At 69.5% G+C, this 26,382-nt stretch carries 26 protein-coding genes; 8 read left to right on the forward strand and 18 right to left on the reverse strand.

Annotated features, from left to right (window positions below; translation table 11 throughout):
• Positions 1-97: 97 nt before the first annotated feature.
• The gene (gene pntB, locus ACFC14_RS03225; protein WP_376101190.1) at positions 98-1,495 is read right to left on the reverse strand and encodes a Re/Si-specific NAD(P)(+) transhydrogenase subunit beta; all 1,398 of its coding nucleotides are present in this window, start codon (positions 1,493-1,495) and stop codon (positions 98-100) included.
• Positions 1,492-3,045: a Re/Si-specific NAD(P)(+) transhydrogenase subunit alpha gene (locus tag ACFC14_RS03230; protein WP_376101191.1), complete on the reverse strand. Its 1,554-nt coding sequence runs from the start codon at positions 3,043-3,045 to the stop codon at positions 1,492-1,494. Before ACFC14_RS03230 ends, pntB begins: the two co-directional genes overlap by 4 nt.
• Before the next feature lie 186 nt (positions 3,046-3,231).
• On the opposite strand from ACFC14_RS03230, the gene ACFC14_RS03235 reads away from it, so the two are divergent.
• The 3 genes from ACFC14_RS03235 to ACFC14_RS03245 are packed head-to-tail and all read left to right on the forward strand — an operon-like array spanning position 3,232 to position 5,089.
• Positions 3,232-3,936, forward strand: a complete 705-nt coding sequence (locus ACFC14_RS03235) for a hypothetical protein (protein ID WP_376101192.1) — start codon at positions 3,232-3,234, stop codon at positions 3,934-3,936.
• On the forward strand, positions 3,933-4,493 hold the full coding sequence (locus tag ACFC14_RS03240; RefSeq protein ID WP_376101193.1) for a hypothetical protein: 561 nt from the start codon (positions 3,933-3,935) through the stop codon (positions 4,491-4,493). Before ACFC14_RS03235 ends, ACFC14_RS03240 begins: the two co-directional genes overlap by 4 nt.
• Positions 4,490-5,089, forward strand: coding sequence for a hypothetical protein (locus tag ACFC14_RS03245; protein WP_376101194.1), 600 nt, complete (start codon positions 4,490-4,492; stop codon positions 5,087-5,089). The genes ACFC14_RS03240 and ACFC14_RS03245 overlap by 4 nt, the downstream gene beginning before the upstream one ends.
• Here ACFC14_RS03245 and ACFC14_RS03250 read toward each other — a convergent pair.
• Positions 5,044-6,444: a hypothetical protein gene (locus ACFC14_RS03250; protein ID WP_376101195.1), complete on the reverse strand. Its 1,401-nt coding sequence runs from the start codon at positions 6,442-6,444 to the stop codon at positions 5,044-5,046. The genes ACFC14_RS03245 and ACFC14_RS03250 overlap by 46 nt on opposite strands.
• 43 nt (positions 6,445-6,487) lie before the next feature.
• Positions 6,488-7,048, reverse strand: coding sequence for an acyl-CoA thioesterase (locus ACFC14_RS03255; protein ID WP_105723880.1), 561 nt, complete (start codon positions 7,046-7,048; stop codon positions 6,488-6,490).
• Positions 7,049-7,179: 131 nt separating this feature from the next.
• Here ACFC14_RS03255 and ACFC14_RS03260 point away from each other — a divergent pair, with 131 nt between their 5' ends.
• Entirely contained in the window at positions 7,180-7,689 is a 510-nt protein-coding gene (locus tag ACFC14_RS03260; protein ID WP_168429446.1) for a GNAT family N-acetyltransferase, read from the forward strand.
• Positions 7,690-7,758: 69 nt separating this feature from the next.
• Here the strand turns inward: ACFC14_RS03260 and ACFC14_RS03265 are convergent, their stop codons facing one another.
• A complete protein-coding gene (locus tag ACFC14_RS03265) occupies positions 7,759-8,910 on the reverse strand; it encodes an acetyl-CoA C-acetyltransferase (RefSeq protein WP_376101196.1) in 1,152 nt (383 codons plus the stop codon).
• A gap of 127 nt (positions 8,911-9,037) precedes the next feature.
• Here ACFC14_RS03265 and ACFC14_RS03270 point away from each other — a divergent pair, with 127 nt between their 5' ends.
• The gene (locus ACFC14_RS03270; RefSeq protein ID WP_376101197.1) at positions 9,038-9,472 is read left to right on the forward strand and encodes a hypothetical protein; all 435 of its coding nucleotides are present in this window, start codon (positions 9,038-9,040) and stop codon (positions 9,470-9,472) included.
• Here ACFC14_RS03270 and ACFC14_RS03275 read toward each other — a convergent pair.
• Genes ACFC14_RS03275 through ACFC14_RS03290 form a run of 4 tightly spaced genes read right to left on the reverse strand, consistent with a single transcriptional unit; the run spans position 9,447 to position 13,458 of the window.
• Positions 9,447-9,941 carry an ASCH domain-containing protein gene (locus ACFC14_RS03275; RefSeq protein ID WP_376101198.1) on the reverse strand — a complete coding sequence of 165 codons (495 nt, stop codon included), beginning with the start codon at positions 9,939-9,941 and terminating at the stop codon, positions 9,447-9,449. The two genes, ACFC14_RS03270 and ACFC14_RS03275, sit on opposite strands and share 26 nt — an antisense overlap.
• Position 9,942: 1 nt before the next feature.
• Complete coding sequence (locus ACFC14_RS03280) at positions 9,943-11,706, reverse strand: cytochrome b/b6 domain-containing protein (protein WP_376101199.1); 1,764 nt, start codon at positions 11,704-11,706, stop codon at positions 9,943-9,945.
• Positions 11,707-11,708: 2 nt separating this feature from the next.
• Entirely contained in the window at positions 11,709-12,680 is a 972-nt protein-coding gene (locus tag ACFC14_RS03285) for an electron transfer flavoprotein subunit alpha/FixB family protein (RefSeq protein ID WP_376101200.1), read from the reverse strand.
• A 1-nt stretch (position 12,681) separates the two neighbouring features.
• The gene (locus ACFC14_RS03290) at positions 12,682-13,458 is read right to left on the reverse strand and encodes an electron transfer flavoprotein subunit beta/FixA family protein (protein ID WP_136040609.1); all 777 of its coding nucleotides are present in this window, start codon (positions 13,456-13,458) and stop codon (positions 12,682-12,684) included.
• A gap of 139 nt (positions 13,459-13,597) precedes the next feature.
• Between ACFC14_RS03290 and ACFC14_RS03295 the strand changes: the two genes are divergently transcribed.
• Both ACFC14_RS03295 and ACFC14_RS03300 read left to right on the forward strand, forming a co-directional pair.
• On the forward strand, positions 13,598-14,134 hold the full coding sequence (locus ACFC14_RS03295; protein WP_136040610.1) for a MarR family winged helix-turn-helix transcriptional regulator: 537 nt from the start codon (positions 13,598-13,600) through the stop codon (positions 14,132-14,134).
• 54 nt (positions 14,135-14,188) lie between these two features.
• Positions 14,189-14,632, forward strand: coding sequence for a YdeI/OmpD-associated family protein (locus ACFC14_RS03300; protein ID WP_376101201.1), 444 nt, complete (start codon positions 14,189-14,191; stop codon positions 14,630-14,632).
• Between the two features lie 96 nt (positions 14,633-14,728).
• Here the strand turns inward: ACFC14_RS03300 and ACFC14_RS03305 are convergent, their stop codons facing one another.
• From ACFC14_RS03305 to ACFC14_RS03320, 4 genes are all read right to left on the reverse strand, one after another.
• Positions 14,729-15,505, reverse strand: coding sequence for an enoyl-CoA hydratase-related protein (locus ACFC14_RS03305; RefSeq protein WP_376101202.1), 777 nt, complete (start codon positions 15,503-15,505; stop codon positions 14,729-14,731).
• Positions 15,506-15,624: 119 nt separating this feature from the next.
• Entirely contained in the window at positions 15,625-16,539 is a 915-nt protein-coding gene (mmsB, locus tag ACFC14_RS03310) for a 3-hydroxyisobutyrate dehydrogenase (RefSeq protein ID WP_376101203.1), read from the reverse strand.
• Complete coding sequence (locus ACFC14_RS03315; protein WP_376101204.1) at positions 16,536-17,741, reverse strand: acyl-CoA dehydrogenase family protein; 1,206 nt, start codon at positions 17,739-17,741, stop codon at positions 16,536-16,538. Before ACFC14_RS03315 ends, mmsB begins: the two co-directional genes overlap by 4 nt.
• 36 nt (positions 17,742-17,777) lie before the next feature.
• Complete coding sequence (locus ACFC14_RS03320) at positions 17,778-19,280, reverse strand: CoA-acylating methylmalonate-semialdehyde dehydrogenase (RefSeq protein WP_376101205.1); 1,503 nt, start codon at positions 19,278-19,280, stop codon at positions 17,778-17,780.
• 417 nt (positions 19,281-19,697) lie between these two features.
• Between ACFC14_RS03320 and ACFC14_RS03325 the strand changes: the two genes are divergently transcribed.
• Positions 19,698-20,282 (forward strand): antibiotic biosynthesis monooxygenase, encoded by a 585-nt coding sequence (locus tag ACFC14_RS03325; protein ID WP_136040623.1) that lies wholly within the window; start codon positions 19,698-19,700, stop codon positions 20,280-20,282.
• 1 nt (position 20,283) lies between these two features.
• On the opposite strand, the gene ACFC14_RS03330 is transcribed toward ACFC14_RS03325, so the two are convergent.
• The 5 genes from ACFC14_RS03330 to ACFC14_RS03350 form a co-directional block, all read right to left on the reverse strand.
• Complete coding sequence (locus ACFC14_RS03330; protein WP_376101206.1) at positions 20,284-21,765, reverse strand: MFS transporter; 1,482 nt, start codon at positions 21,763-21,765, stop codon at positions 20,284-20,286.
• A gap of 155 nt (positions 21,766-21,920) precedes the next feature.
• On the reverse strand, positions 21,921-23,054 hold the full coding sequence (locus ACFC14_RS03335; protein WP_376101207.1) for a bifunctional 2-methylcitrate synthase/citrate synthase: 1,134 nt from the start codon (positions 23,052-23,054) through the stop codon (positions 21,921-21,923).
• 77 nt (positions 23,055-23,131) lie between these two features.
• Entirely contained in the window at positions 23,132-24,040 is a 909-nt protein-coding gene (prpB, locus tag ACFC14_RS03340; RefSeq protein ID WP_376101208.1) for a methylisocitrate lyase, read from the reverse strand.
• A gap of 124 nt (positions 24,041-24,164) precedes the next feature.
• On the reverse strand, positions 24,165-25,691 hold the full coding sequence (locus tag ACFC14_RS03345) for an MmgE/PrpD family protein (RefSeq protein ID WP_376101209.1): 1,527 nt from the start codon (positions 25,689-25,691) through the stop codon (positions 24,165-24,167).
• Between the two features lie 3 nt (positions 25,692-25,694).
• Positions 25,695-26,360 (reverse strand): GntR family transcriptional regulator, encoded by a 666-nt coding sequence (locus tag ACFC14_RS03350; RefSeq protein ID WP_376101210.1) that lies wholly within the window; start codon positions 26,358-26,360, stop codon positions 25,695-25,697.
• Positions 26,361-26,382 lie beyond the last annotated feature (22 nt).

Below are 26,382 nucleotides of genomic sequence, written 5' to 3' on the forward strand. Positions count from 1 at the left end.
GCCCGTGCTCGTTCCGTTCCGGTCGCATTTCCTGTCGCTTTCTGGCGTGCGAAGCGACAGCAAGTGCGACCGGAACAGGGTGAGCACGAGGGGACAACTACAGCGCGGCGATGATGTCCTCCACCCGCTGCTTCGCGTCGCCGAACAGCATCTGCGCGTTGTCGCGGAAGAACAGCGGATTCTGCACGCCCGCGTACCCGGCGGCCATCGAGCGCTTGAACACGATGACGTTCTCGGCCTCCCACACCTTGAGCACCGGCATCCCCGCGATCGGGCTCCCCGGGTCTTCCGCGGCGGCCGGGTTCACGGTGTCGTTCGCGCCGATCACGAGCACGACCGCGGTCGACGCGAGGTCGTCGTTGATCTCGTCCATGCTCAGGACGATGTCGTACGGCACCTTCGCCTCGGCCAGCAGAACGTTCATATGCCCGGGGAGACGGCCCGCCACCGGATGGATGCCGAATCGCACGTCCACTCCCCGCTCACGGAGCCTGTGGACCAGGTCGGCCACCGGGTACTGCGCCTGAGCGACCGCCATGCCGTAGCCGGGCGTGATCACGACGCTGCTCGCCGCGACGAGCATCTCGGCCGCGCCCTCGGCGGTGATCTCGCGATGCTCGCCGTACTCGGTGTCGTCCGCAGTCGGTGCCGCGATCCCGAATCCGCCGGCGATCACCGAGAGGAACGAGCGGTTCATGGCCTTGCACATGACGTAGGAGAGGTACGCACCCGACGATCCGACCAGCGCACCCGTGACGATGAGCAGGTCGTTGTTGAGGAGGAAGCCGGCTGCGGCCGCCGCCCACCCGGAATAGCTGTTGAGCATCGAGACGACCACCGGCATGTCTCCGCCGCCGATCGAGGCGACCAGGTGCCAGCCGAGCCCGAAGGCGAGCACGGTGACCGCGATCAGGAGCCACAGCTGCTGGTCGTTCACGAACCACACGGTGAGCGCGACGAACGCGACGAGCGCCCCGATGTTCAGCCCGTTCTTGCCCGGCAGCATGAGCGGCTTCGACGACATCTTCGCCGACAGCTTCAGGTAGGCGACGATCGAGCCGGTGAACGTGACCCCGCCGATGAAGACGCCGATGAAGACCTCGGCGTCGTGGATGCCGACGAGCTCGGGAGCGATCTCCGGATGTGCGACGTAGCCGTTCCAGCCCACGAGCACGGCCGCGAGTCCGACGAAGCTGTGCAGGAGCGCGATGAGCTCCGGCATCCCGGTCATCTCGACCCTCCGCGCCCGCCACAGGCCGATGGCTGCGCCGATGAGCACCGCGGCGACGAGCAGCCCGAGTCCGAGGAACGCGCCGGTGCTCCACGCATCCGCCACGGTGAGGGCGAGGGTCGCGACCAGCGCGATGGTCATGCCGGCGATGCCATAGACCACGCCGGCACGGGCGGACTCGTGGCGACTGAGGCCAGCGAGGCTGAGGATGAACAGCAGGGCGGCGACGATGTAGGCCGCCCCGGCGAGCGCGTCGACGGTCACTTCCGGCCGCCCTTCGCTGAATTCCCGAGGGTGAACATCGCGAGCATCCGGCGGGTGACCGCGAACCCTCCGAAGATGTTGATGGAGGCCAGCAGCACCGCCACAGCGGCGAGCACCTGCACGACCGGCAGCGGCGAGGTGATCTGCAGCATCGCGCCGACCACGATGACGCCGGAGATGGCGTTGGTCACCGACATGAGCGGGGTGTGCAGCGCGTGGTGCACCTTGCCGATGACGTAGAAGCCGATCACGACCGAGAGCACCAGCACCGTGAAGTGCTGTGGCAGCGGGGCCGGGGCGAACGCGTTCACGGCGAACAGGGCGGCGATGCCGACCACGATCAGGCCGACGCGGCGCGCGGTGGACATCCTCTTCGGCGGCGCGACCTCGACCGGGGCCGCCGCAGCCTTCGCCGCGGGGGCGGCCGCGACCTGCACGGCGGGTGGCGGCCAGGTGACCTCCCCGTCGCGCACGACGGTGACCGAGCGCTGCACGACGTCGTCGAAGTCGATCACCAGCCGCCCGTCCTTCGCGGGAGTCAGCAGGGCGACGAGGTTGGCGAGGTTCGTGCCGTAGAGCTGCGAGGCCTGGGCCGCCAAGCGCGATGCGAGGTCGGTGTAGCCGAGGATGATCACGCCGTTGTCGGTGACGATCCGCTCGCCCGCGACCGAGCCCTCGACGTTGCCGCCCTGACCCGCAGCCATGTCGACGATCACGCTGCCCGGCCTCATCTGCGCGACATCGGATGCCGTGATGAGGCGAGGCGCCGCGCGCCCGGGGATGAGCGCGGTCGTGATGATGATGTCGACGTCGGCGGCCTGCTCGGTGTAGATCTCGGCGGCTCGGCGGTCGTAGTCCGCGCTGGTCGCCTTGGCGTAGCCGTCGGTGGAGGCGGCGACCTCGACGTCGACCGGAAGATACGTGCCGCCGATCGAGGTGACCTGGTCGGCGACCTCGGGGCGCGGATCGGTGGCCCGCACGATGGCGCCCAGACTCGACGCAGCGCCGATGGCTGCGAGCCCGGCGACTCCGGCACCCGCGACCAGCACCTTCGCCGGCGGCACCTTGCCCGCGGCGGTCACCTGTCCCGTGAAGAAGCGGCCGAACTCGTGCGCGGCCTCGACCACGGCGCGGTACCCGGCGATGTTCGCCATCGAACTGAGCACGTCCATCGACTGCGCGCGCGAGATGCGGGGCACGGCGTCGAGCGCGAGCGCGGTGATGCCGCGCTGGGCGAGCGACTCGACCAGGTCGGGGCGGAGCGCGGGCGAGAGCAGCGCGATCAGCGTCGCACCATCGGACAGGAGCGCGATCTCGTCGGGGCCGGGCGCCGTGATGGCGAGGACGACCCCGCTCCCCCAGGCATCCGCACGGTCGACGAGTGTCGCCCCCGCCGCCGCGTATTCCGTGTCGGGGTATGAGGCGGCCGCGCCTGCTCCCCGCTCGACCCTGACCGTGTGACCCAGCTTCCCGAGCGACGAGGTCGTCGCCGGGGTGGCCGAGACCCGTGCTTCGCCCGCAGGCTCCCGCACGATGCCGATGACTGCCACTGCATCCTCCTCCGCCCGTCTGCGTCGACGGGATCACCGGGGCGCCTCTGCCCCTGACTTCCCGCTCAGAGTACTGAGGCGCGCGCCGGAACTACTCGTCCTGCGCCCGCATGACGCGGAAAGATGTGTCGTTCTTGTGGAAAGCGGAGGAGCGATCCGGCGCGCGCACGGTCCTAAGCTGTTGCCGTGACCACGACGCCGCCGGAGAGCCCCGCCCAGGGGCAGGATCCGGCCGTCACCGCGACGAATGCGAGCGCGCGTGCGAAGGTCCTCGGTTGGGCACGACGCAGCATCGACCTGATCCCGACGTCGTGGCTCATCACCAGCGCCGGCGCGGTGCTGTTGGCGACCACCGCCGTGTTCGGCGGACTCGAGGCCGCAGCGGTCGATCCGATCCCGGTCGTCGAGGTCGGCGAGACCTTCGCGGGCTCGGATCTGGAGATGACCGTCGTCGGCGTGGAGCTGCGCGACGAGCTGAGCGCTGAGAGCGGCCAGACCCTGGTCTTCCCGGACGAGGAGAAGGGCGAGCGAATCCTGGTCGTCACGGTCGACGTCACCAACACGTTCGACAAGCCGCGACCGTCGACGGCGAATCCCCCGCAATCCCCGGTCGTCGACGGCATCCGCATCGAGGGGCTCGACGAGAAGGGCGACGTCCTCCGTGCCGACGACGGCGAGCGCGCACCCCGGTTGCAGCCCGACGTCCCCGCCCGCGTGCTGCTCACCTGGACCGTCGGGCCCGACGACTTCCACGACGGCGATGAGATCACCCTCACCCTCCCCGAGTCGGACCACTACGTCGGGCAGAGCGTGATGCGCGGCGACTACTGGCAGGACGTCCGCGTCGGAGCGACCCTGCCGGCGACCATCGACGAGGTGACGCTCCCGTGAAGAAGCACGTCCTCATCTGGCTCGCCACCGTCGCGCTCCTCGTCTGCGCGTGGGGCGTCTCGAAGGCGACGCTTCCCGACGACGCCCCGAACGCCCCGTTCCCCACGGTCGCGAAGATCGGCGAGGAGGCCTCGACGCGCAACCTGGTCGCGACCGTGACCGACGTGCGCCTCGCCGACCGGGTGACGGATGCGAAAGGCTGGTCGGCCGACGGCACCTGGCTCGTCGTCGACCTCGAGGCCGCCACCGGCGTGACTCAGGATCTGAGCTCGTCCAGACTCGCGGAGCTCACGATCGGCGACCGCACGTTCAGCGCAACGGATCGCGGCACGACGTTCGCCGCGGAACGGCTTGTCACCGGCGTCCCCCGCTCCGGGAGCCTCGCGTTCGAGCTGCCGGACGACGTGACCGGCGATCGGGCGACGCTCCGTCTGGGGGTGCCGGGGTCCGGGGTCGGCGAGGTGGTGCGCGATGCCGTGATCGACCTGCCGATCGACCTCGCCGCGCTGCCCGTCGAAGCCGAGGTGCTCCTCGACGAGAACGGATGGGCCCAATGACGATTCCTCTCCCACCCGTCACGCCCGCACCTCGCGAAGCCCCGAAGACGGCGGATGCGCCGGCGAAGCCGCCCTCCTGGTGGCGTCGCAACACTCTGGCGCTGGTCGCGCTCGTCCTCCTTCTGCCGGCGACCGCCATCGCGGTCGGGTGGCAGGAGTGGTACCAGTACTTCGGATTCGGCGCCCGCGCGGTCACGCCGGTGGTGGTCACCGAAGACGAGACGACGGATCTCGCCGGCGCCGGATGGGGTCCGGTGCGCGGCGGCGAGATCGAGGATCTCTCGGGTCTCGACGTCCCGGACGGCACGCGCCTGATCGCGGTCGGGGTGCCCGTGAATGCGGGTGCCGAAGGGGTCGCGTGCGAGACGCCGACGCTCGTGGAGCAGTCGACCGGACGCGAGTGGAGTCCCGTCCGTGCGGAGATCGGCCTGGACTCGAGCGCGGAGGAACCGGAGCTCTGCCTCGGTTCGCAGACCGGTTCGTACGAGCTGATCGTGCCGTTCGTGGTGCCCGAGGATGTCGAGGGCCCCTTCTGGGTCGACGTGCGCCCCTACGACGCCGGCGGCTCCTTCGTGAGATTCGAGTTCGAACCCTGACCTTCGACGCCGTCCCTGGCGGGGGCGGTGACCATCGCGGCGGCGACGGCATCCACCGACGAGGGCAGGAGGCCTGCGGCATCGGCGACCGCGCGCATCTCACCCTCCTCCGTCGAGACGCCCGCCGTGTCCGTGCGGTCCTGCTGGCGCTTGCGCAGCCGCGCGAGGGTGGCATCGTACGCACCGCTGATCACCGCGATCCGCACCGGCTCCATGAGCAGGAGCGGCACGAGCGAGACGAGCGGTGCGGCGATCGCCCAGAAAACGTAGTCCTGCGGGCCGACCAACCGGGTGATGCCGAAGCCGAGATAGGACTCGAGCGCCTTCACGATCACGTAGAGCAGCGCGTAGGAGCCGACGAGCAGTGGTCCCGCGCGCCACATGAGCAGCAGCGCCCGTCCGATCGGCCGGAAGCGGGCACCGAGCTCTTCGCCGAGGTCCTTGAGCCGGCGCACGAGCGGGTTGGGGATGACGGCCGCGTGGGCACGGACCCGGGCGATCAGCTCGCTCTCCACCCGCAGCTTCTCGGCCACGATCGCCTGGCCGAACACCACACCCGCGATGGTGAGCCACGCCAGCGGAGCGAGGAGCACCGGCCCCGCCTCGGAGAGCAGCCAGCCGATGCCCTCCCACAGCCAGCGCAGCGGGGCGACGGCGTCCAGGACCTGCTCCCTGACCGTCTCGAGGAAGGCCATGGCCGCACGGCTGTCCACCCACGCCTTGATCGTGTCGAAGATGTCGCCGAGCACCATCACCGAGAAGAAGACCCAGACGACCTCGAAGTAGACCGCGACCGGCGACAGCCACTTCGCGAGCGTCGCCGACCACTTCGACCACGCCCAGCGGCCGGCGAACGCGAGCACGATGATCGAGATGGTCCACACGTTGATCGGCAGGTTGAGCACGGTGTCGATCGAGCTCACCGGATCGTCGCCGTTGACAGCCGCCCACGCGATGATGCCCTGCCGCACCTCGAGAGCGCGCATCGAGTACGCCCGCACATCTTCGCCCAGCAGCCCCTGCGCCCAGTAGACCGCGAAGAAGGGGAGGATGCCGGCGAGCAGCGCCGAGAGGAAGGTGCGGCGGCGGTCCGCGGCGGCCTCAGGCAGCGGGGCGACCTCCTGCAGGTTGCGCAGCCCGTCGCGCAGGACCAGGAACATCGCGACCAGGCTGATCAACCGCGCGAGGATCCCGATCGGCAGGACGAGGAACCCGAGGGTTGCGGAGTAGGCGCCGATGAACCCGGCGATCTCGGTGATCACATAGTGCACCAGCACGCCGGCGAGATACCACGCCATGAGCGCGGGCCAGTGTCTCCACAGCACGCGCCCGGTGGTCTTCAGGATCGCCAGCACACGGTCAATATATCGCTGCTCGTGCGAGGCGCTGAGGACGGCGTCAGCCCCAGACGCTCGGCGCCTTCACCCGCACGGGCGGGAGGGCGGATGCCGCGGCCCAGTCGTGCACCCACGCATCGATCTCCGGCACGCCCTCGGGCTTGCCGACCGCGGCGAACAGCTCTTCGTTGCTGACCGTGCCGCCGGTGCGGCGCAGCATCCGCGCCCGCACGATCGCCCGGGCGTAGACCTCGCCGTCGACCACGGCGCGGTGCTCGAGGAACAGCGCCTTCTCGTCGTGGCCGATGAACCGCGACTGCACCTCGAACCGCTGCCACAGCTGCAGCGACTTGCGGAACGTGATCGTCTCGCTGGAGACGACCGCGTACCAGCCGCGATCCTTCATCGCGTCGAACAGCCCGGTGCGGATGAGCTGGTCCCAGCGTCCGAGGTCGAACAGCGACAGGTAGCGACCGTTGTTCATGTGGCGCAGGATGTCGAGGTCGGTCGGCAGGGTGGTGATGGTGATGCTGCCCACCGCCGTCGGGTCGAGGGTCTTCCCCCGCCGCACGCGGCGCCGGGCGCCGAGGATCACCAGGAGGGTCCGCCAGATCACGTTCACGAGGAACGATCGTAGCCAGGCGTGCACGATCTGCGAACATCGTTGTACAAACCCTCCAGGCCGGCACGTCGAGTGTCATCGAACATCCACCCGATTTCCGCTTCGCGGATGCCGCGCGTAGAGTCACGATCATGAGCGCCGAAGCCCAGCCTGAAGTCATCGTCCGTCCGGTCCGTGATGTGGATGCGGAAGCCCTCGGTCGCGTGCACGCGCAGTGCTGGCACGAGACCTACGACCACCTGATCAGCAAGGCTGCGCTCGAGAAGGTCTCGCCCCGCCGCATGGCCGAGCTGTGGACGCACTGGGCCTCGCAGGGCCCCGAGTTCAAGATGAACGCCGCGCTCGTCGACGGCGAGATCGTCGGATTCGTCGGCTCCGGTCCCGCCCGCGACAAGGATGCTCCGGCGTTCCGCGAGCTGTACTTCATCTACCTGCTCGACGCGTACCACTCCACCGGCATCGGCCAGAAGCTTTTCGACGCCGCGGTCGAGACCGACGAGCCGCTGTACCTCTGGGTCGCCGAGGACAACCCCCGCGCGCACCGCTTCTACACGCGCAACGGTTTCCGCCTCGACGGCGCGACGCACACCGAGCCGTTCCTCGGCGAGACGTTGACCGAGGTCCGCTTCGTCCGACCCTGATCCACTCTTCGACTGAGTCGGGCCGCTTCCCTTCGGGGAGGCGGCCCGCTCTCGTTTCGAGCTGCGCGGTCAGAGACGCTCGATGATCGTCACGTTCGCGACGCCGCCGCCCTCGCACATGGTCTGCAGACCGTAGCGCCCGCCCGTGCGCTCCAGCTCGTTGAGCAGGGTCGACAGGATACGCGTGCCGGTCGCGCCGATCGGGTGCCCGAGAGCGATGCCACCGCCGTTGACGTTGACCTTGTCGTGCGGCACCCCGGTCTCCTGCATCCAGGCGAGCACGACCGCGGCGAAGGCCTCGTTCACCTCGAAGAGGTCGATGTCCTCCGGGCGCAGGCCCGTGCGCTCCAGCGCATGCCGCGTCGCGGGGATCGGCGCGGTGAGCATGAGCACGGGATCGTCGCCCCGCACGGACAGGTGATGGATGCGGGCGCGCGGAGTGAGTCCGTGTTCCTTCACCGCGCGCTCGCTCGCGATGAGCACGGCACTGGATGCGTCGCTGATCTGCGAAGCGACCGCCGCGGTGATCCGGCCGTTCGGGGCGAGGGGCGCGAGGCCCGCCATCCGCTCCAACGATGTGTCACGGCGCACGCCCTCATCGTGGTCGAGGCCGTTCAGTGGTGCGATCTCGTTCGCGAAGCGGCCCTCATCCTGCGCCTGTGCCGCGCGGCGATGGCTTTCCAGGGCGAACTGCTCCATCTCCTCGCGGGAGATGCCCCACCTCTCGGCGATCAGCTCGGCGCCGCGGAACTGCGAGATCTCCTGATCTCCGTAGCGCGCACGCCAGCCGGGTGATTCCGCGTACGGAGTCGTGAAGCCGTACGCCTCCCCCACGGTCGCCGCCGCGGTGAGCGGCACCTGCGACATGTTCTGCAGCCCGCCGGCGACGACCAGGTCGCTCGTGCCGCTCATCACCGCCTGCGCCGCGAAGTGCACAGCCTGCTGACTCGACCCGCACTGTCGGTCGATCGTCACTCCTGGCACGTGCTCGGGGAATCCGGCCACGAGCAGAGCGGTGCGGGCCACGTTGCCCGCCTGCCCGCCGATCGCATCGATCGTTCCCAAGATGACGTCGTCGACGGCGCCGGGATCGATGCCCGTGCGCGCGACGAGTGCGGTCAGACTGTGCGCGCCGAGGTCGGCCGGATGGATGCCGGAGAGGGCGCCGCCGCGCCTGCCGACGGGTGAGCGGACCGCGTCGACGATGTATGCCTCTGCCATGTTCTTCCTTTCGTGGGGTGCGCTGCGGCGTTCTCGATGCGTGCGCCGATCATCGCATACGCGAGTCGTCGACTAGCCTTAAGTCATGGAAACTATGGCCAAAGGTCATAGACGTTGGGGGAATCGCTTGGAACAGCAGGGGACATCGACCGAAGTCACGCGGCGGACGCTGGTGCGCGCCGCGGCATGGTCCGTGCCGGTGATCGCCGCGGCGGTCGCCACACCGCTCGCCGCCGCATCGCGCCGAGCGGAGTTCACCGTGGACATGGCACCGGCGAGCGTCGTCGGCGCCACGTTCACCTGGCCGGGGGCGGTGATCGAGAACACCGGGACGACGCCGCTGACGGTGACCTGGTCGGTCGAGGTGACACCGACGCTCGATTCGCTCAGCGGTCCGCTCACCGGCGCCATCACCATCCCGCCTCTGAGCTCCGCGACCGTGGCGGCCGGCGTGACCGGCTACTACGTGGCGGCCGCGTGGCTGACCGAACTGCTGTTCACGCTGATCCATGACGGCGGCTCGCGGACTGACAAGATCAGCTTCCGGGCCGAGGAGCAGTAGCGGGGGCGGCCGGGAGCAGCAACCGGAACCGCTCGCAGACGACCGGCATGTCCGGCGCGTAGCCGCGCGGGTTCTCGGAGTGCCGGCGCCAGTACCGCTCGTGCACCTCTCGCCAGTGTGCGAGGGAGCGATCGCCTTCGCCCTCGGCGAATGCGTGCGCCTCGTCGACCTCGTCGAAGGGCACGACGTCGATCGCCGCGGTCTCGATCACCGCCCGCGGCGCACCCGCTCCGTCGAGGATGATGCTCAGCTCACCGACGACCGGCAGCGGGTCTCCGCTCTGCTCGTAGTCCCACAGCGACGAGGCGGTGCCCACCTTGATCCCGGCGAGCACCAGCTCCAGAAGCTCGTCGGCGTGCTCCGGCGTGGCACCGAACGCCCAGGCTTCGGGCAGCCTCTCCGGCAGCTCCGGCATCGCGATCCTCGCGTCGCGCCAGTAGTCCTGGATCCGTGTGGTCTCATCCACCATGTCAGCGCCCCGAGACCTTGCCGAACACCTTCGCGATCGGCGCCAGCACGAGCGGTCGGGCGGCCACCCAGGCGAGGGCGATCACCACGAGCGAGAGGATGAACACCCAGAACCCGGTCCAGGTGACCGCGTCCTGCGACGCGAACATGTGGTTCAGGTTGCGCAGGAACCCGGTCAGCATCACGAGCGCGACATGGGCGATGATGAACGCCACGAAGTAGAGCATGACCGGGAAGTGCAGCGCACGCGCCCACTCCACCGGGTACGCCTTCGACAGCTTCTCGGCCTTCTTCGGCCACAGTCCGGACATGCGGAACCCGGTGACCGCGGCGAGAGGCGCAGCGAGGAACACGGTCGCGAAGTAGGCGAGCTGCTGCAGGCTGTTGTAGTTGTTCCAGCCGTTCTCGTGCGGCCAGTCGAACGAGACGTACTGCAGCGCCGCCGACAGCGCGTTCGGGAACACCTCCCAGCTCGTCGGCACGATGCGCACCCAGTGCCCCGTGACGAACAGCAGCACGACGAAGGCCACGCCGTTCACCAGCCACAGGATGTCGAGCGCCTGGTGGAACCAGAGGTTCAGGCTGATCTTGCCCTTCGCATTTCCCCGAGGCGTCCAGAACACCGTCGGCCGCTTCTCGGTGCGCACCTGCAGGCCCGAACGGATGATCAGCACGATCAGGAACATGTTGAAGAAGTGCGCCCAGTTGGCCCACGGCGCGAAGCCGGGCTCCACCGCGATCGCCGGCTCGTACTCACCGGGGAACGCCGCGAGGAAGTCCTGCATGAACGGGAAGCTCAGGAGCGCTCGCACGAAGGCGATGGCGGCGCCCGCCAGCACCCCGAGCGCCGCGGCGCCGAACAGCACGGCGATGGCCTGGGGCCAGGTCGGACGCGGGCGACCCGAGGCCGAAGCGGATGCCGGAGCCTCGGTGACCCGTCGTGGCGCGCGACCGTTCCACACGGTGCGGGTCCAGGGCAGCGGGGTGTCGAGGTCGGCGAGCACCGGGACGACGGCAGAGGGGGCGGAGGCGGAGGCCTGGGCTGCGGGCTCCGGGGCGACCGAAGCTGCGGGCGACTCGGCGACAGCGGGCTGGACGACTGCGGGCTGGACGGGCGTAGCCGCCGCACTCTCGACCGCGACGGAGGTGGCAGGAGTCGTCGCCGGGGCGGTCGGCACGGTGTCTGCCGGCGGCCACGGATCGCCGCCGACGACACGCGGCAGGCCGCGACGGACACCGCCGGCAGACGCGGCCTGCGATTGGGCAGCAGGAGCGCCCTGCGGGTCGGCCGCACCGGCAGCAGGGTCGGCGCCGGCGGCAGCAGCACCCTCGGCGACCGTCGCCGCCGCGGTCGCCGCCGCGGTCGTGGCCGCGGCCGACGCGGGGACGACAGGCGTCACCTGCGGGGCAGCCGTGGCCGTCGCCAGCGCGGGAGCACCGTCAGCCGGGGGCCACGGCTCTCCACCGGGCACGCGCGGCAACCCACGACGGATGTGCGACTCTCCGCTCGCCACGGCGCCGACCGCAGCTGCAGGAGCCAGGACGACTGGCGCCGCGACTCCCTCCGCGTCGGCGACAGCATCCGTGGTCACCGTCGCGGCGGCGGGATCGGCGACGGCGGGCACGACCGGAGCCACCGACGGTTCCACAGCATCCGACACCGCGTCCTCAGGCACCACAGCATCCGACACCACAGCAGCGGCCGGCGGCCACGGCTCCCCGCCCGGCACACGCGGCAGACCGCGTCGCAGCATCCGCGTCGCCATGGCTACTTCTTCCGCGCCTCGAGCGCGGCGATCACCTTCGGGACCACCGCGAACACGTCGCCGACGATGCCGAAATCGGCGACGTCGAAGATCGGTGCTTCCGGGTCCTTGTTGATCGCGACGATGTTCTTGGAGGTCTGCATGCCCGCGCGGTGCTGGATCGCTCCCGATATGCCGAGGGCGACATACAGCTGCGGCGACACCGAGACGCCGGTCTGACCGACCTGGTGCGACTGCGGGATGTATCCGGCGTCGACGGCGGCCCGTGACGCTCCGACGGCGGCGCCGAGCGCGTCGGCGAGCTCTTCGACGAGCACGAACTTCTCCTTCGATGCGAGACCGCGTCCACCGGAGACGACTCGCGTGGCCCCGCGGAGCTCGGGCCGGGAGGAGGCGACCTCGACCGCCTCCACCGCACCGGCGGTCGCCGCGACCGCACCCGATGCCGTGACCGCGAGCGCCTCGATCTGGGGCGAGGCCACCGCCTCGGCGCGGGCATCCACTGCCCCCTGTCGCACCGTGATCACGGGCGTGCCGAACGTGGGCGCGGAATCGACGAGGTAGGCCCCGCCGTAGACCGAGTGATGGGCCACGATGCCTTCATCGTCACGGGAGAGGCCGACGGCATCCACCGACAGGGCGCTCTTCGTGCGCACGGCGAAGCGACCGGCTACGTCGCGCCCGGTGATCGAGTTCGAGATGAGCACGGCGTCGGGGCGCACCTGTGCGGCTGCGGCCTCGAGGGCGTCGACGATCGGAACCGTCAGCGACGACGGGTCGCCGTCGGCTGTCAGCACGACGCTCGCGCCGGCCGCTGCGGCCTGGTCGACCACAGCCTGGCTTCCGCCGACGATCAGCGCGATCGGTGCGCCGACCTGCGAGGCCGCGCCGAGGAGTCCGGCCGTGCTGCTCGCGGCGTTGCCGGACGGGTCGACGTCGACGAGGACGAGGATCGGGTTCTCGGGGTACGTCATCTCACACCAGCCTGTTCTGCACGAGGTACTCGACGAGCTTGTCGGCTGCGTCGCCTTCATCGGTGATCTTCACGCCGGCGGCCCGCGGGGGCTTCTCGGACACGGCGGTCATGATCGTCCGAGGTGCCGCCGACGGATCGGCCGAGACGTCGAGGTCGGCGAGCGAGAGCACCTCGAGGGGCTTCTTCTTCGCCGCCATGATGCCCTTGAAGTTGGGGAAGCGCGCATCGGGGAGCGCCTCCGTGATCGAGATCACCGCGGGCAGCGGGGCCGAGACCGGCTGTCCACCGGCGTCGGCGGCGCGGGTACCGGAGACCTCGGAGGCCGTGATCTCGACGGAGCTGAGCGCGGTGGCCTGGGCGAACCCGAGGTGCTCCGCGAGCATCGCCGGGATGACACCACCGGAGCCGTCGGTCGAGAGGTTGCCGGTGATCACGAGGTCGGGCGCGCCGCGGCGGATGGCAGCGGCGAGCACCTCGGCGGTGAGACCGAGGTCGGCGCCGGCCAGCTGCTCGTCGGCGATGTGCACGGCCGATGCGGCACCGATCGCGAGCGCGCGGCGCACCGAGGCCGTCGAGCCCTCGGGAGCCATCGAGATGGCCACCACCTCGGTCCCGTCGTTCTTGTCGGCGTAGCTGAGCGCGACTTCGAGAGCCCGCTCCGTGATCTCGTCGAGGACGACATCACCCGCCGCGCGGTCGGCGAGTCCGGTCTCGAGATTCAGCTTGCGATCGCCATAGGTGTCCGGCACCTCTTTGACCAGGACGAAGATCTTCATCGAATGCTCCTCACGACTGCTGCAATTCTAGACGGCGATACTGAGTTCCAGCTCACCTGCGACCGAGACTCAACGTTGCCCCGACGGATGCGTCGCGCGCCGTCGCCGCGCCTCGCCCTCGCGCCAGTACCGTAGAGAAATGGCTCGACCTCGTCCGCTCCCCATCGATCCGCTTGCCGAAGCCAAGCGGCAGTGGCTCGCGCACGGATGGACGGATGCCGCCGACGGCATGGCCCTTGTCACCTCTGTCATGCGGGCCCAGCAGCTGCTGCTCGCCCGGGTCGATGCCGCTCTCAAGCCGTTCGCCCTCAGCTTCGCCCGGTTCGAGGTGCTGCGCCTGCTGGCTTTCAGCCGCTCGGGCCGACTCCCCCTGTCGAGCGTCGTCGCCCGCCTCCAGGTGCATCCGACCACGGTGACCAGCACGGCGGAACGCCTGGTCCGCGACGGGCTCATCGCCCGGGAGCCGCACCCGCACGACGGGCGCGCGGCGCTCCTGGCACTCACGGATGCCGGTCGAGAGCTGGTCGAGCGCGCCACCCAGGCGCTGAATTCCGAGGTCTTCGCCGACCCGGGCATGAGCCACGACGATGCCGCAGAGCTCGTCGCGATCGTCGCCCGCCTCCGCAAGGACGCCGGCGACTTCGCGGATCCGCGCCCGCAGCCCGACGCCCTCTGACATGGCGCGGTTCGTGCTCGCCGAATTCGAGGGCCCCGGGCGTACTCTTTCGGCATGAGCGAACTGCGCGTGCACACCGTCCTCACCGGCCGTGGCCCCGCCGCGGCGATCCTGCTCAGCGATGAGGAGGTCGCGTCTTTCGGGGCGGGAAAGGCGTTCCCCGTCGCCGTGACGATCGGCGGCCGCACGGCCCGACTGCGCGTGGCCCGCATGGGCAGCGAGAACATGATCGGCTTCAGCAAGGCCGTGCGCGCCGACCTCGGGCTCGAGATCGGCCAGGAGATCGATGCCGTGATCCGCGTGGATTCCGCCGAGCGCACGGTCGACGTTCCGGCCGAGCTCGCCGCCGCGTTGGATGCTGACCCCGCTGTGCGCGCCGCCTTCGACGCCCTGTCCTACTCTGTCCGCAAGGAGCACGCCCGCTCCGTCGCCGAGGCGAAGCAGGATGCGACCCGTGAGCGCCGCATCGCGAAGATCGTCGACGCCCTCCGCGACTGAGGCCGTGCACGACTCCGCAGAAACCCTCCCGACGTGAGCGCCGAGGCAGCGCGGAGGCCGGCCCGACGCCTTTTCTGAGGAGTTGTGCACGGGCGGTCAGCGGTTCTGGAAGTCGGGCGACCGCTTCTCCCGGAAGGCCGACATGCCCTCCTTCTGATCTGCGGTGTCGAACAGCGCGGCGAACGCCTGCTTCTCGTGCGCGAGCCCGTCGGCCAGAGTCGTCTCCATCGCGGCGTCGAGTGCGGCCTTCGCGGCGTACACCGACGGCAGGGACTTCGAGGCGATGGTCTCGGCGAGTTTCTCGGCTTCGGCCGGAAGATCGGATGCCGGCACGACCCGGGAGACGAGCCCTGCGCGCTCCGCCTCCTCCGCACCCATGAACCGCCCCGAGAGCACCAGCTCGGCCGCCTTGTAGTAGCCGACCGCGCGGATCAGGCGCTGCGTGCCGCCCATGCCGGGGATGACGCCGAGGTTGATCTCCGGCTGGCCGAACTTGGCGTTGTCGGCGGCCAGGATGATGTCGCACATCATCGCGAGCTCGCAGCCGCCACCGAGCGCGAACCCGGAGACGGCCGCGATGACCGGAGTGCGCACCGCGGCAAACTCGTGCCAGACACCGAAGTGGTCCGTCTCGAGCATCTCCGCAGCGGACATGCCCTCCATCTCCTTGATGTCGGCACCCGCGGCGAACGCCTTCTCGGATCCGGTGACGACGATCGCGCCGATGCCCTCGTCCGCATCGAACGCGACCGCCGCGGCGGTGACCTCTTCCGCAAGCCGACTGTTCAACGCGTTCAGCGCCTCGGGACGGTTCAGGGTGATCCACCCGACCCGCCCGCGCTGCTCGACCAGGATCGTCTCGTACTCGGTCATCTCGCCCGCCTTCGTGTCGTGTTGCTGTCCAGTATCGCCCTTCGCCTCTCAAGCGCCCCTGCGCTGAGGGGTCACATCACGCCGCATACCGCACGGGGGGCGCGGCGTGTTGTGACCCCTCACGGCCGCGGGAGCACGCCGTCGCGGATGTCGGTGATGATGCCGGAGAAGTCCCGCGTCGCACCGTCGCCCGCGGCGAAGGCGGCATACAGTTCCTGCGCGAGCCGGCCCATGCGGGCGTCCGTCGAGGTCTGCTCGATCGCCTGCAGCGCGAGGCCGAGGTCCTTCGCCATCAGCGCCCCCGCGAAACCGGGCTGGTAGTCGCGGTTGGCCGGGCTCGTGGGCACGGGACCCGGAACAGGGCAGTTGGTCGTGATCGACCAGCACTGTCCGGATGCCTGCGAGACGACATCGAACAGCGCCTGGTGCTCGAGTCCGAGCCGCTCCCCCAGCACGAAGGCCTCGGCGACGGCGATCTGCGAGACCGCGAGCACCATGTTGTTGCAGACCTTCGCCGCCTGGCCGAGTCCGGGTCCACCGCAGTGCACGATGCGCTTGCCCATGACCTCGAGGAGCGGGAGCGCTGCCGCAAAGTCGTCATCCGATCCGCCGACCATGAACGCGAGTGTCCCGTTCTCGGCCCCGACGACTCCGCCAGAGACCGGGGCGTCGACGTTGCGGTGCCCCGCGGCGAGCGCGAGCGCGTGAGCCGCGCGAGCCTCGTCGACCGCGATGGTCGACGACTCGATGAAGAGGGTGTTCGGCCGGGCCGCCGCGAGCAGCTCCGCGCGATACGCCTCGATCACATGCTTCCCTGCGGGGAACATCGTGATGACGACATCCGCATTCGCCACGGCATCCGCCCCACTCGCCGCCACCGGGATGCCGGCTGCCCGTGCCGCCTCGATGGCCGCGGGAACCAGGTCGAAGCCGTGCACCTCGTGGCCGGCGGCGACGAGGTTCTTCGCCATCGGCAGTCCCATGTGCCCGAGGCCGAGGAACGCGACGACCGCTTTCGACGAAGACGCAGTCATGATGCGCTCCGCATCTGGTCTCCGCCGCTCCGCTGGAGGGAGCTCGAGCCGGCGGGTCGCAGCATCTCGCGTCCGACGATCAGTCGCATGATCTCGTTCGTCCCTTCCAGGATCTGGTGCACCCGCAGGTCGCGGACGACCCGCTCGATCCCGTAGTCCTGCAGGTAGCCGTAGCCGCCGTGCAGCTGCAGCGCCCGGTTGGCGACGTCGAAACCGGCGTCGGTGGCGAACCTCTTGGCCATCGCGCAGCGCATGGTCGCGTCGGGCGCCTGCTCGTCGACCGCCTGGGCCCCGTCGCGCACCATGAGCCGGGCCGCGTGCAGTTCGGTGCGCATGTCGGCGATCGCGAACAGGATCGACTGCTTCTCGGCGAGCGGCTCCCCGAAGGCGACCCGCTCGTGCACGTACCGCACCGCCTTGTCGAGCGCCCACTCCGCGCCTCCGAGCGAGCAGGCGGCGATGTTGAGGCGTCCGCCGTTGAGCGCCGACATCGCGATCGCGAAGCCGCGCCCCTCGTCGCCGAGCATGGCGGATGCCGGAACGCGGACGCCGTCGAAGATCACCTGTCGGGTCGGCTGCGCGTGCCAGCCCATCTTCTTCTCGAGCGGGCCGAAGCTCAGCCCCTCGGCGTCGCCGGGAACCAGGAACGCGCTGATGCCGCGGGCGCCGGGCTCCCCCGTGCGCGCCATGACGACGTACACGGCTGCTTCGCCGGCACCGGAGATGAACTGCTTCATCCCGGTGAGCACGTAGTCGTCTCCCTCGCGGACCGCACTGGTCGCGACGTTCGCGGCATCCGACCCGACTCCCGGCTCGGTGAGGCAGTAGCCGCCGAACTCCGCCATCGCGGTGAGCTTCGGCAGCCACGCCGCACGCTGGGTCTCGTCGCCGTAGGTGTCGATCATCCACACGACCATGTTGTGGATCGAGATGTACGCGGCGACCGCCGGGTCGCCCTTGGCGAGCTCCTCGAAGATCGCCACGGTGTCCCTGCGGCTCAGGCCGGTTCCGCCGAAGTCCTCGCGCACGTAGATGCCGCCGAGTCCGAGCTCACCGCCGCGGTTCAGCGATTCACGCGGGAAGAGGTGCTTCTCGTCGCGCTCGGCGGCGAAGGGGGAGAGCTCGGCTTCGGCGAACTCGCGGACGGCGGCGAGGATGGCCTCGCGCTCCTCGGCGGTGGTGGTGACGGTGGTCATGGTCATCATGTGTCCTTGTGGGATCTCGTGACGGACGTGGGATCAGTGCATGGTGGGGATGACGAAGCTGGCTCCGTCGCGGATGCCCGCCGCGGGCCAACGGCTCGTCACCGTCTTGGTCTTCGTGTAGAAGCGGAACGCGTCGGTGCCGTGCTGGTTGAGGTCGCCGAAGCCGCTGCGCTTCCAACCGCCGAACGTGTAATACGCGATCGGCACCGGGATCGGGACGTTCACGCCGACCATCCCCACCTCGACGCGTGCGGCGAAGTCACGGGCGGCATCGCCGTCGCGGGTGAAGATCGCGACACCGTTGCCGTACTCGTGCTCGGACGCCATCCGCAGCGCCTCTTCATAGTCGGCGGCGCGGGCGATCACCAGCACCGGACCGAAGATCTCCTCGCGGTAGATCGCCATGTCGGTGGTGACGTGGTCGAACAGGGTCGGGCCGAGGTAGAAGCCCTCTTCGTGACCTTCCACGGTGAAGCCCCGGCCATCGGCGAGCAGGGTCGCCCCCTCGTCGATGCCCTGCTGGATGTAGCCCTCGACCCGCTCGACGGCCGCCCGCGTGACCAGGGGTCCGTAGTCGACGTCGACCGCGAGCGAGGGGCCGACCCGCAACTGCGCGACGCGTTCGGCGAGCTTGGCGGCGAGAGCATCCGCCGTTTCCTGCCCCACCGGGACCGCGACCGAGATGGCCATGCATCGCTCGCCCGCCGAGCCGTAGCCCGAGCCGATCAGCGCGTCGACGGCCTGGTCGAGGTCGGCATCCGGCATCACGATCATGTGGTTCTTGGCGCCGCCGAAGCACTGGGCGCGCTTGCCGTGGGCCGTCGCGGTCGCGTAGATGTACTCGGCGATGGGCGTGGAGCCGACGAATCCGACGGCACGGATGCGGTCGTCGGTGAGCAGCGCGTCGACGGCCTCCTTGTCGCCGTGCACGACGTTGAGGACCCCGGCGGGGAGGCCCGCTTCGAGGAACAGTTCCGCCAGCCGGACCGGCACCGAGGGGTCGCGCTCGCTGGGCTTGAGCACGACCGCGTTTCCGGCGGCGAGCGCGGGGCCCGCCTTCCAGAGCGGGATCATCGCGGGGAAGTTGAACGGGGTGATCGCGGCGACGACCCCGAGCGGCTGCCGCATCGAGTAGACGTCGATGCCGGTTCCCGCACCCGTCGAGTACTCGCCCTTCAGCAGGTGGGGCGCTCCGGCCGAGAACTCGATGACCTCGAGTCCGCGCTGGATGTCGCCCTTGGCATCGTCGACCGTCTTACCGTGCTCGCTCGCGAGGAGCTCGGCGAGTGAGGTCATCTCGCGCTGCACCAGGTCGAGGAAGCGCAGCAGCACGCGAGCCCGCTTCTGGGGGTTGGTCGCGGCCCACGCGACCTGGGCCTCTTCGGCGTTCGCGACCACGCGGCGCACCTCGTCGGTCGAGGCGAGCGGCACACGCGCCTGCACGGCGCCGGTGCTCGGATCGAACACGTCGGCGAAGCGACCGGAGTCGGGGGTGAGAAGCGATCCGCTCACGAAGTGCGGGATTGTACGAGTCATTGTGTGACGTCCCTCCGTGCCGTCGTTGGCACAATGAGGAGTTTAGTCGGAGCACCGGATATTTACTAGGACATCCTTGTAATTTCTCCCGAGGCCCGCCTGCCCCGAATCGCGGTTGTTCGCGCCCCGTTCACCGCCGCGTCATCTCGCCCGGGTACAACTGCAAGTGCGCGGACAGAGACTCAGACCGGATCGGGTGTCACGTCTACCGCGCGAACGGTGAGCGCTCTCGCTCCCGTCGCGGCGCCCACGCCGCGAGACCCCCGCCGAATCGGGTCGGCGGGGGTCCTCTCTGTCCGGGCCGGGAGCGGCCTGCGAGGCCCCGCATCCGAATTAGAATCGACGATGCGCCGCCACCCCTGGCGCATCCGCTTCGGCGTCCCGACCCCGGCCGCCCGTTCCCCCGAGGACCGCACCATGTCCGAACCCCTCACCGTGTCCATCCGCCGCGAAGTCGACCCCGAGCGCATCGTCGAGGCGACCGCCTGGGTGCAGACGGGGGTGAACCTCGCGACGAAGTATCCGGGATTCCTCGGTTCGGGCTGGGTACGCGCCGGCGAGGATTCGCAGGTCTGGCACATGCTGTACCGCTTCGCGAGCGAGGACTCGCTCACCGCGTGGGAGCAGTCGGCCGAGCGGGCCTGGTGGCTCTCGATGGGCGAGGGCTTCGTGCGCAGCGAGCGCTCCAAGCGGCGCACCGGCATCGAGGGCTGGTTCGACGAGCCGACCACCGGCACGATCACGCTCCCGGCAGCCGACGGCACGACCGAGACGGTCACCGTCGCCCCCGCTCCCCCGCGGTGGAAGCAGGCGACCTCGATCTGGCTGGGGTTCTTCCCGGTCAACCTCGCGTTCACCTACGCGATGAGCCCGGTGCCCGGATGGAACGAGCTGCCGATCTGGCTCCGCGTGCTCGTCACGACCCTCGTGCTCACGCCGATCATGGCGTACTGGGTGCTGCCGTTCGTCACCCGTTCGCTGCGGAGCTGGCTCGCCCGCTGACTCAGGTACCCTTCCCCGGCGAGACCCCCTCGTCCGGCGACTCCACGAGCGAGAGCGGGTCCGCGATGTCCTCCAGTGACTTGCCTGCCGCGCTCACCCCGAAGATGCCGCAGACGACGCCACCGAACATCATGATCGCCGCCCCGAGTACGTACCCCCAGAACAGCGGGCCGCGGTCGCCCGACTCGGCACTCGCACCGATCAGGGAGCCGTAGAGCACGGGAGCGATGGCGCCGACGAGCTGCCCGATCGAGAAGACGTACGAGATCACCTGGCTTCGGAGCTCCAGCGGGAAGATCTCGCTCACCGTCAGGTATGCCGCCGACGCACCGGCCGACGCGAAGAAGAACGACGCGCACCAGAACGCCGTGTGCGTGGCCGCATTCAGCACGCCGGCGTTGAACAGGAAGGCGCTGACGAGGAGGATCAGGCCCGCGAGCACGTACGTCGAGAACAGCATCCGCCGTCGACCCCAGGTGTCGAAGAAGTGCCCGAGGATGAGCGCGCCTGCCAGGTTCCCCACCGCGAACACGATGAAGTACTGCGACGCCGAGGCCGGCGGGGTGTCGTAGAAGTTCTCCAGCACGAGGGCGTAGGTGAAGAAGATCGCGTTGTAGAGGAACGACTGGGTCACCATCATCGTGATGCCGACCAGCGTGCGCCGCGGGTACTTCTTGAACAGCACCTTCGCGATGACGAGGAACGGGACGCTGCCGTACTCCTTGACGGTGATCGCCTTGCTCTCGTCGACCGGTTCGATCGTCTTGCCTTCCTTGCGGATGCGCTCCTCGATCTCGTCGACGTTGCGTTCCGCCTCGTCCTCGCGGCCGTGCGTCATCTGCCAGCGCGGGCTCTCCGGGATGTGCCGGCGCAGCCAGATGATGAGGATGCCGAGCACCGGTCCGACGAAGAAGCTGAGCCGCCAGCCGAGGTCGGCGGGGAGGATGTCGGTGTTGAGGAAGAACATGTTCGCCACGGCGCCGAGGGCCGCTCCACCCCAGTAGGTGCCGTTGATCGCGATGTCGACGCGACCGCGGTACTTCGCCGGGATGATCTCGTCGATGGCCGAGTTGATGGCCGCATACTCACCGCCGATGCCCGCGCCCGCCACGAACCGCCAGATGTAGAAGAACCAGGGAGCGAAGGAGAGACCGGCGATCGCGGATCCGACCAGATACACCGCGAGCGAGACGAGGAAGAGGTTCTTGCGGCCCAGGCGATCGGCGAGACGTCCGAACACGAGCGCACCGAACACCTGACCCAGCAGGTAGCACGTGCCGGCGAGGCCGACCTCGGCCGGGCCCATGCCCAGGGTCGCGGCATAACCGTTCGCGGCGACGATCTGCACCTCGAGCCCGTCGAGGATCCAGGAGAACCCGAGTCCGACGACGATCATCCAGTGGAATCGCGACCACGGCAGCCGGTCCATGCGTGCCGGGACGAGAGACCGGACCTCCTTGACGGTGGTGTCGGATGCGGACATGGACCCTCCTTCGTACGCGGGCGAAATCGCCCCGGCATCTGTCTTACTCCGCGGGAGAATTCGTCGCACCGCCTTGACCGCGGGGATCGCACCGCGCTAAGCACGGCAGAAGGCCCCGATGTGCTCGACACATCGGGGCCTTCGGTCACTGCAGCTCAGCTCTCGACGTGCCGCTCGTCCGGGCCGTCGTAGTGCGACAGCGGACGGATCAGCGCGTTCGACCCGGCCTGCTCGATCACATGCGCGGTCCACCCGGTGACCCGCGCGGCCACGAAGAGCGGCGTGAAGGTCAGTGTGTCGAACCCGATCAGGTTGTACGCCGGACCCGACGGGTAGTCGAGGTTCGGGTAGATGCCCTTGCGCGCGACGAACTCGGACTCGAGGGCGTCGTAGAGGGCGGCGACCTCGGGCCGGTCGTAGTGCTCCACGAGGGTGTCGAGCGCCGCCTTCATGGTCGGCACCCGGGAGTCGCCCTTCTTGTAGACGCGGTGCCCGAAGCCCATGATCTTGCGCTTCTCGGCGAGAGCCGCATCGAGCCAGGGCACGACGTTGTCGGCCGTGCCGATGTCGTCGAAGATGTGCAGCACAGCCTCGTTGGCGCCACCGTGCAGCGGACCCTTGAGGGCGCCGATCGCACCGACCACTGCCGAGTAGATGTCGCTCAGGGTCGAGGTGATCACGCGCGCCGTGAACGTCGAGGCGTTGAAGGAGTGCTCGGCGTAGAGGATCATCGAGCGGTTGAATGCGTCGACCACGACGTCGTCCGCCTCTTCGCCGAACGTCATCCAGAGGAAGTTCGCCGAGTAGTCGAGATCGTCGCGCGGGGCGATGATCTCCTGCCCGCGGCGGCGACGCTGACCGTAGGCGACGATCGCCGGCAGAGCGGCGAACAGGCGGATGCTGCGCTCGAGGTTCTGCTCCGGGCTGCCACCGGCGTCGAGCACCGATCCGCCCGCACCGGGGTCGGAGGCGCCGATCAGGCTGACCGCGGTGCGCACCTCGTCCATCGGGTGGGCGTCGAGCGGCACCAGGTCGATCGCGGCCTTGACGTTGTCGGCGAGCGCGCGGTGCGTGCGCTCATCGAGACGGAACGCCGCAAGCTCTTCCGGCGTCGGCAGCTCGCCGTTCCAGAGGAGGTAGGCGACCGCCTCGAACGGCTGCGTGTCCGCCAGCTCCTGCACGGGGTAGCCGCGGTACAGCAGGCTGTTCGTCTCGGGGTTGACCTTCGAGATCGCGGTCGTGTCGACGACGACCCCCGCGAGGCCCTTCTTGATGTCCGGCTCGGTCATGGTCACTCCTTCGTGTACTTCGACTCGTCGCTTCGCTCCTCGCTCAGCAACCGGGTCGGATGTCCGCTTCGCTGCGCTCAGCGACCGGTGTTGTCGACTGTGAAGTTGAAGACGCCGGAGTCGAAGTGGTTGTACGACTCGTAGTCGATCAGGTCATAGAGATCGGCGCGGTGCTGCATCTCGCCGAGCTTCGAGGTCAGGTGCCCCTCGTCGTTCAGCGTATCGAGAGCACGGCCCGCGGCCCCCATCGAGATGCGCAGCAGCGACACGGGCCAGATGACCAGGTTCACGCCGGCGTCACGCAGCTGGTCCGTGGAGAACAGCTCGCTCTTGCCGAACTCGGTCATGTTCGCCAGGATCGGCACGTCCAGCGCCTCGGCCATCGCCTCGAACTCGGCGAGCGTGCGCATCGCCTCGGGGAAGATCGCGTCGGCACCGGCATCCACCAGCGCCTTGGCACGGTCGATCGCCGCGTCCAGACCCTCGATCGCGCGGATGTCGGTGCGCGCCATGATGAGGAAGTTCTCGTCACGGCGGGAGTCGGCGGCGGCCCGGATCCGCTTGATCGCGGTGTTCTCGTCGACCACGGCCTTGCCGTCGAGGTGGCCGCAGCGCTTCGGGTTGATCTGGTCCTCGATGTGCGTGCCGGCGAGGCCCGCATCTTCGAGCTCCTGGATCGTGCGGGCGACGTTCATCGGCTCGCCGAAGCCGGTGTCGGCGTCGACGATCGCGGGGAGGTCGGTCATGCGGGCGATCTGCTTCGCGCGGCCGGCGACCTCGGTCAGCGTCGTGAGGCCGATGTCGGGCAGGCCCAGGTCGGCGGAGAGCACGGCGCCGGAGATATAGACGCCGTCGAAGCCCTTCTGCTCGATCAAGCGGGCGCTCAGCGGGTTGAAGGCTCCGGGAAAGCGCAGCAGTTCGCCGCTCGCGAGCCGCTCCCGGAACAGCCGCCGCTTCTCGGCGGGGGTCGTGGTGGAGTACAGCATCAGAGGTTCCTTCCCTTTCGGGCGGCCGGTGCACAACTTCGGAGATCGGATGCGACACGCCGGGGGACGGATGCCCCGACCGGTGCGTCGCCCGCCATCTCCGAAGTTGTGCGGGGGTACAGCATCAGAACAGTCCCGCAGGGGCAGGGGCTGCCTCGAGCAGGCCGGGCTTCGCGACGATCGACAGCTCGCCGACCTCGGCGGCCGTCAGTTCGGGCAGGCGCTGCACGAGCTCCAGGAAGCGCTCGATCTCGGCGGGCTCGAGCACGGGCTCGGCGAGCAGACGGAACTTCGCGATGTAGTTCTCGCGCGCGAACGGACGTGCTCCGAGCGGATGCGCGTCGGCCACGGCGATCTCGTCGACCACGGTCGAGCCATCGGTGAGCCGGATCTCGACGCGACCGCCGAATGCCTTCTCGTCGGGGTCTTCGGAGTGGTAGCGGCGCGTCCACTCGGCATCCTCCGCCGTGGTGATCTTGTGCCACAGCGCGACGGTGTCGGCGCGGCCCGCACGCTCCGGCGTGTAGGAGTCGACGTGGTGCCAGCCGCCGTCCTGCAGCGCCACCGCGAAGATGTACGGCACCGAGTGGTCGAGCGTCTCGCGCGAGGCGGTCGGGTCGTACTTCTGAGGGTCATTCGCCCCCGAGCCGATCACGTTGTGCGTGTGGTGGCTGGTGTGGATGACGATCGAGTCGATGTTCGCGGGGTCGCGCAGCGCCGGGTTCGAGGTCCCCAGCTTACGAGCGAGGTCGATGAGCGCCTGGGCCTGGTACTCGGCCGAGTGCTCCTTCGTGTACGAGTCGAGGATCGCGCGCTTGGGCTCGCCCGCAGCGGGCAGCGGCACGTCGTAGGACGCGTCCTTGCCGTCGAGCATCCAGGCGATGACGCCGTCTTCGCCTTCGTAGATCGGGGCTGGGCTGGTCTGTCCGCGCATGGCCCGGTCGACCGCTTCGACGGCCATCTTTCCGGCGAAGGCCGGGGCGTGCGCCTTCCAGGTCGAGATCTCGCCCTTGCGGCTCTGGCGCGTGGCGGTGGTGGTGTGCAGGCCCTGGCCGACGGCCTGGTAGATCGTCTCGACGTCGAGGCCGAGGAGGGTGCCGATGCCGGCGGCGGCCGACGGGCCGAGGTGGGCGACGTGGTCGATCTTGTGCTTGTGCAGGCAGATCGCGCGCACCAGGTCCATCTGGATCTCGTAGCCGGTCGCGATGCCGCGCACGAGTGCCCGACCGTCCTTGCCGGTGTGCTGCGCGACCGCGAGGATCGGCGGGATGTTGTCGCCGGGGTGCGAGTACTCCGCGGCCAGGAACGTGTCGTGGTAGTCGAGCTCGCGCACGGCCACGCCGTTGGCCCAGGCCGCCCACTCGGGGCTGGTGCGGTGGTCGAGAGCCGCGCCGAACAGGTTCGCGCCGACGCCGCCGGTCGAGACGGGGTGGCTGAAAGCCTGCGCACGCGCGGCGTTGATCGGCGCGCGGGTCAGGGATGCCGCGGCCACCGAGGCGTTGTCGATGATGCGGTTGATGATCATGTCGACGACGTCCTGCTCGACCTCGACCTGGTCGGCGGCGACCTCGGCGATCTTCCAGGCGAGCTGGTCTTCGCGCGCGAGGTTCTCGGAGCTCGCGTATACACGGACGTGGTGGGAGACGGTCATTTCTTATCCTTCACGGTTGCTGGAGTCGAGGGAGTCGAGGATGCCGGCGAGGGCGTTGTGCAGGTGCACGTGGGTGGCATGGGCGGCGAGGTCGCCGTCGCGGGCAGCGAGCGCCTCGGCGATCGTGCGGTGCTCGGCGGCGGAGGCTGCGAGCCGAGCGGGCTTGTCGCGGGCCATACGGCGCACACGCACGAGGTGCGTGCGCACGGTGCGCAGGGCCGAGGCGATGTAGTCGTTCGCGACCGCCGCGTCGAGGGCGGCGTCGAACCGGGCGATCAGGGCGTAGTAGGCATCGCGGCCCTCGGCTGCCGCGAGGTCCACGTGCGCGAACTCCTCGGCCAGCGCGGCGAACAGGCGGTCATCCCCGCGGGCGGCCGCGATACGGGCCGAGCTCTCCTCGAGCGCGCGGCGGATCTCGAAGAGGGAGCGGATGTCGTCGGCATCCAGGTCGGCGACGACGGTGACCCGAGGCGACTGCTGCACGACGAGCCCGTCGGCGGCGAGCCTGCGGAGGGCCTCGCGCATCGGGGTGCGGCTGACGCCGAGGCGCTCCGCCTGCTCGACCTCGCCGAGCACGAACCCGGCCGGAAGAGCGCCGGACTGGATGTCGTCGAGCAGGGCCGTGTAGGCGCGATCACTCGCGGAGAGGCGCTCGACGGCAAGAGTCATGCCCTCAGTGTATACATAAAGC

The sequence above is a fragment of the Microbacterium sp. NPDC055988 genome (genome assembly GCF_042269505.1).
Classification (GTDB): Bacteria; Actinomycetota; Actinomycetes; order Actinomycetales; family Microbacteriaceae; genus Microbacterium.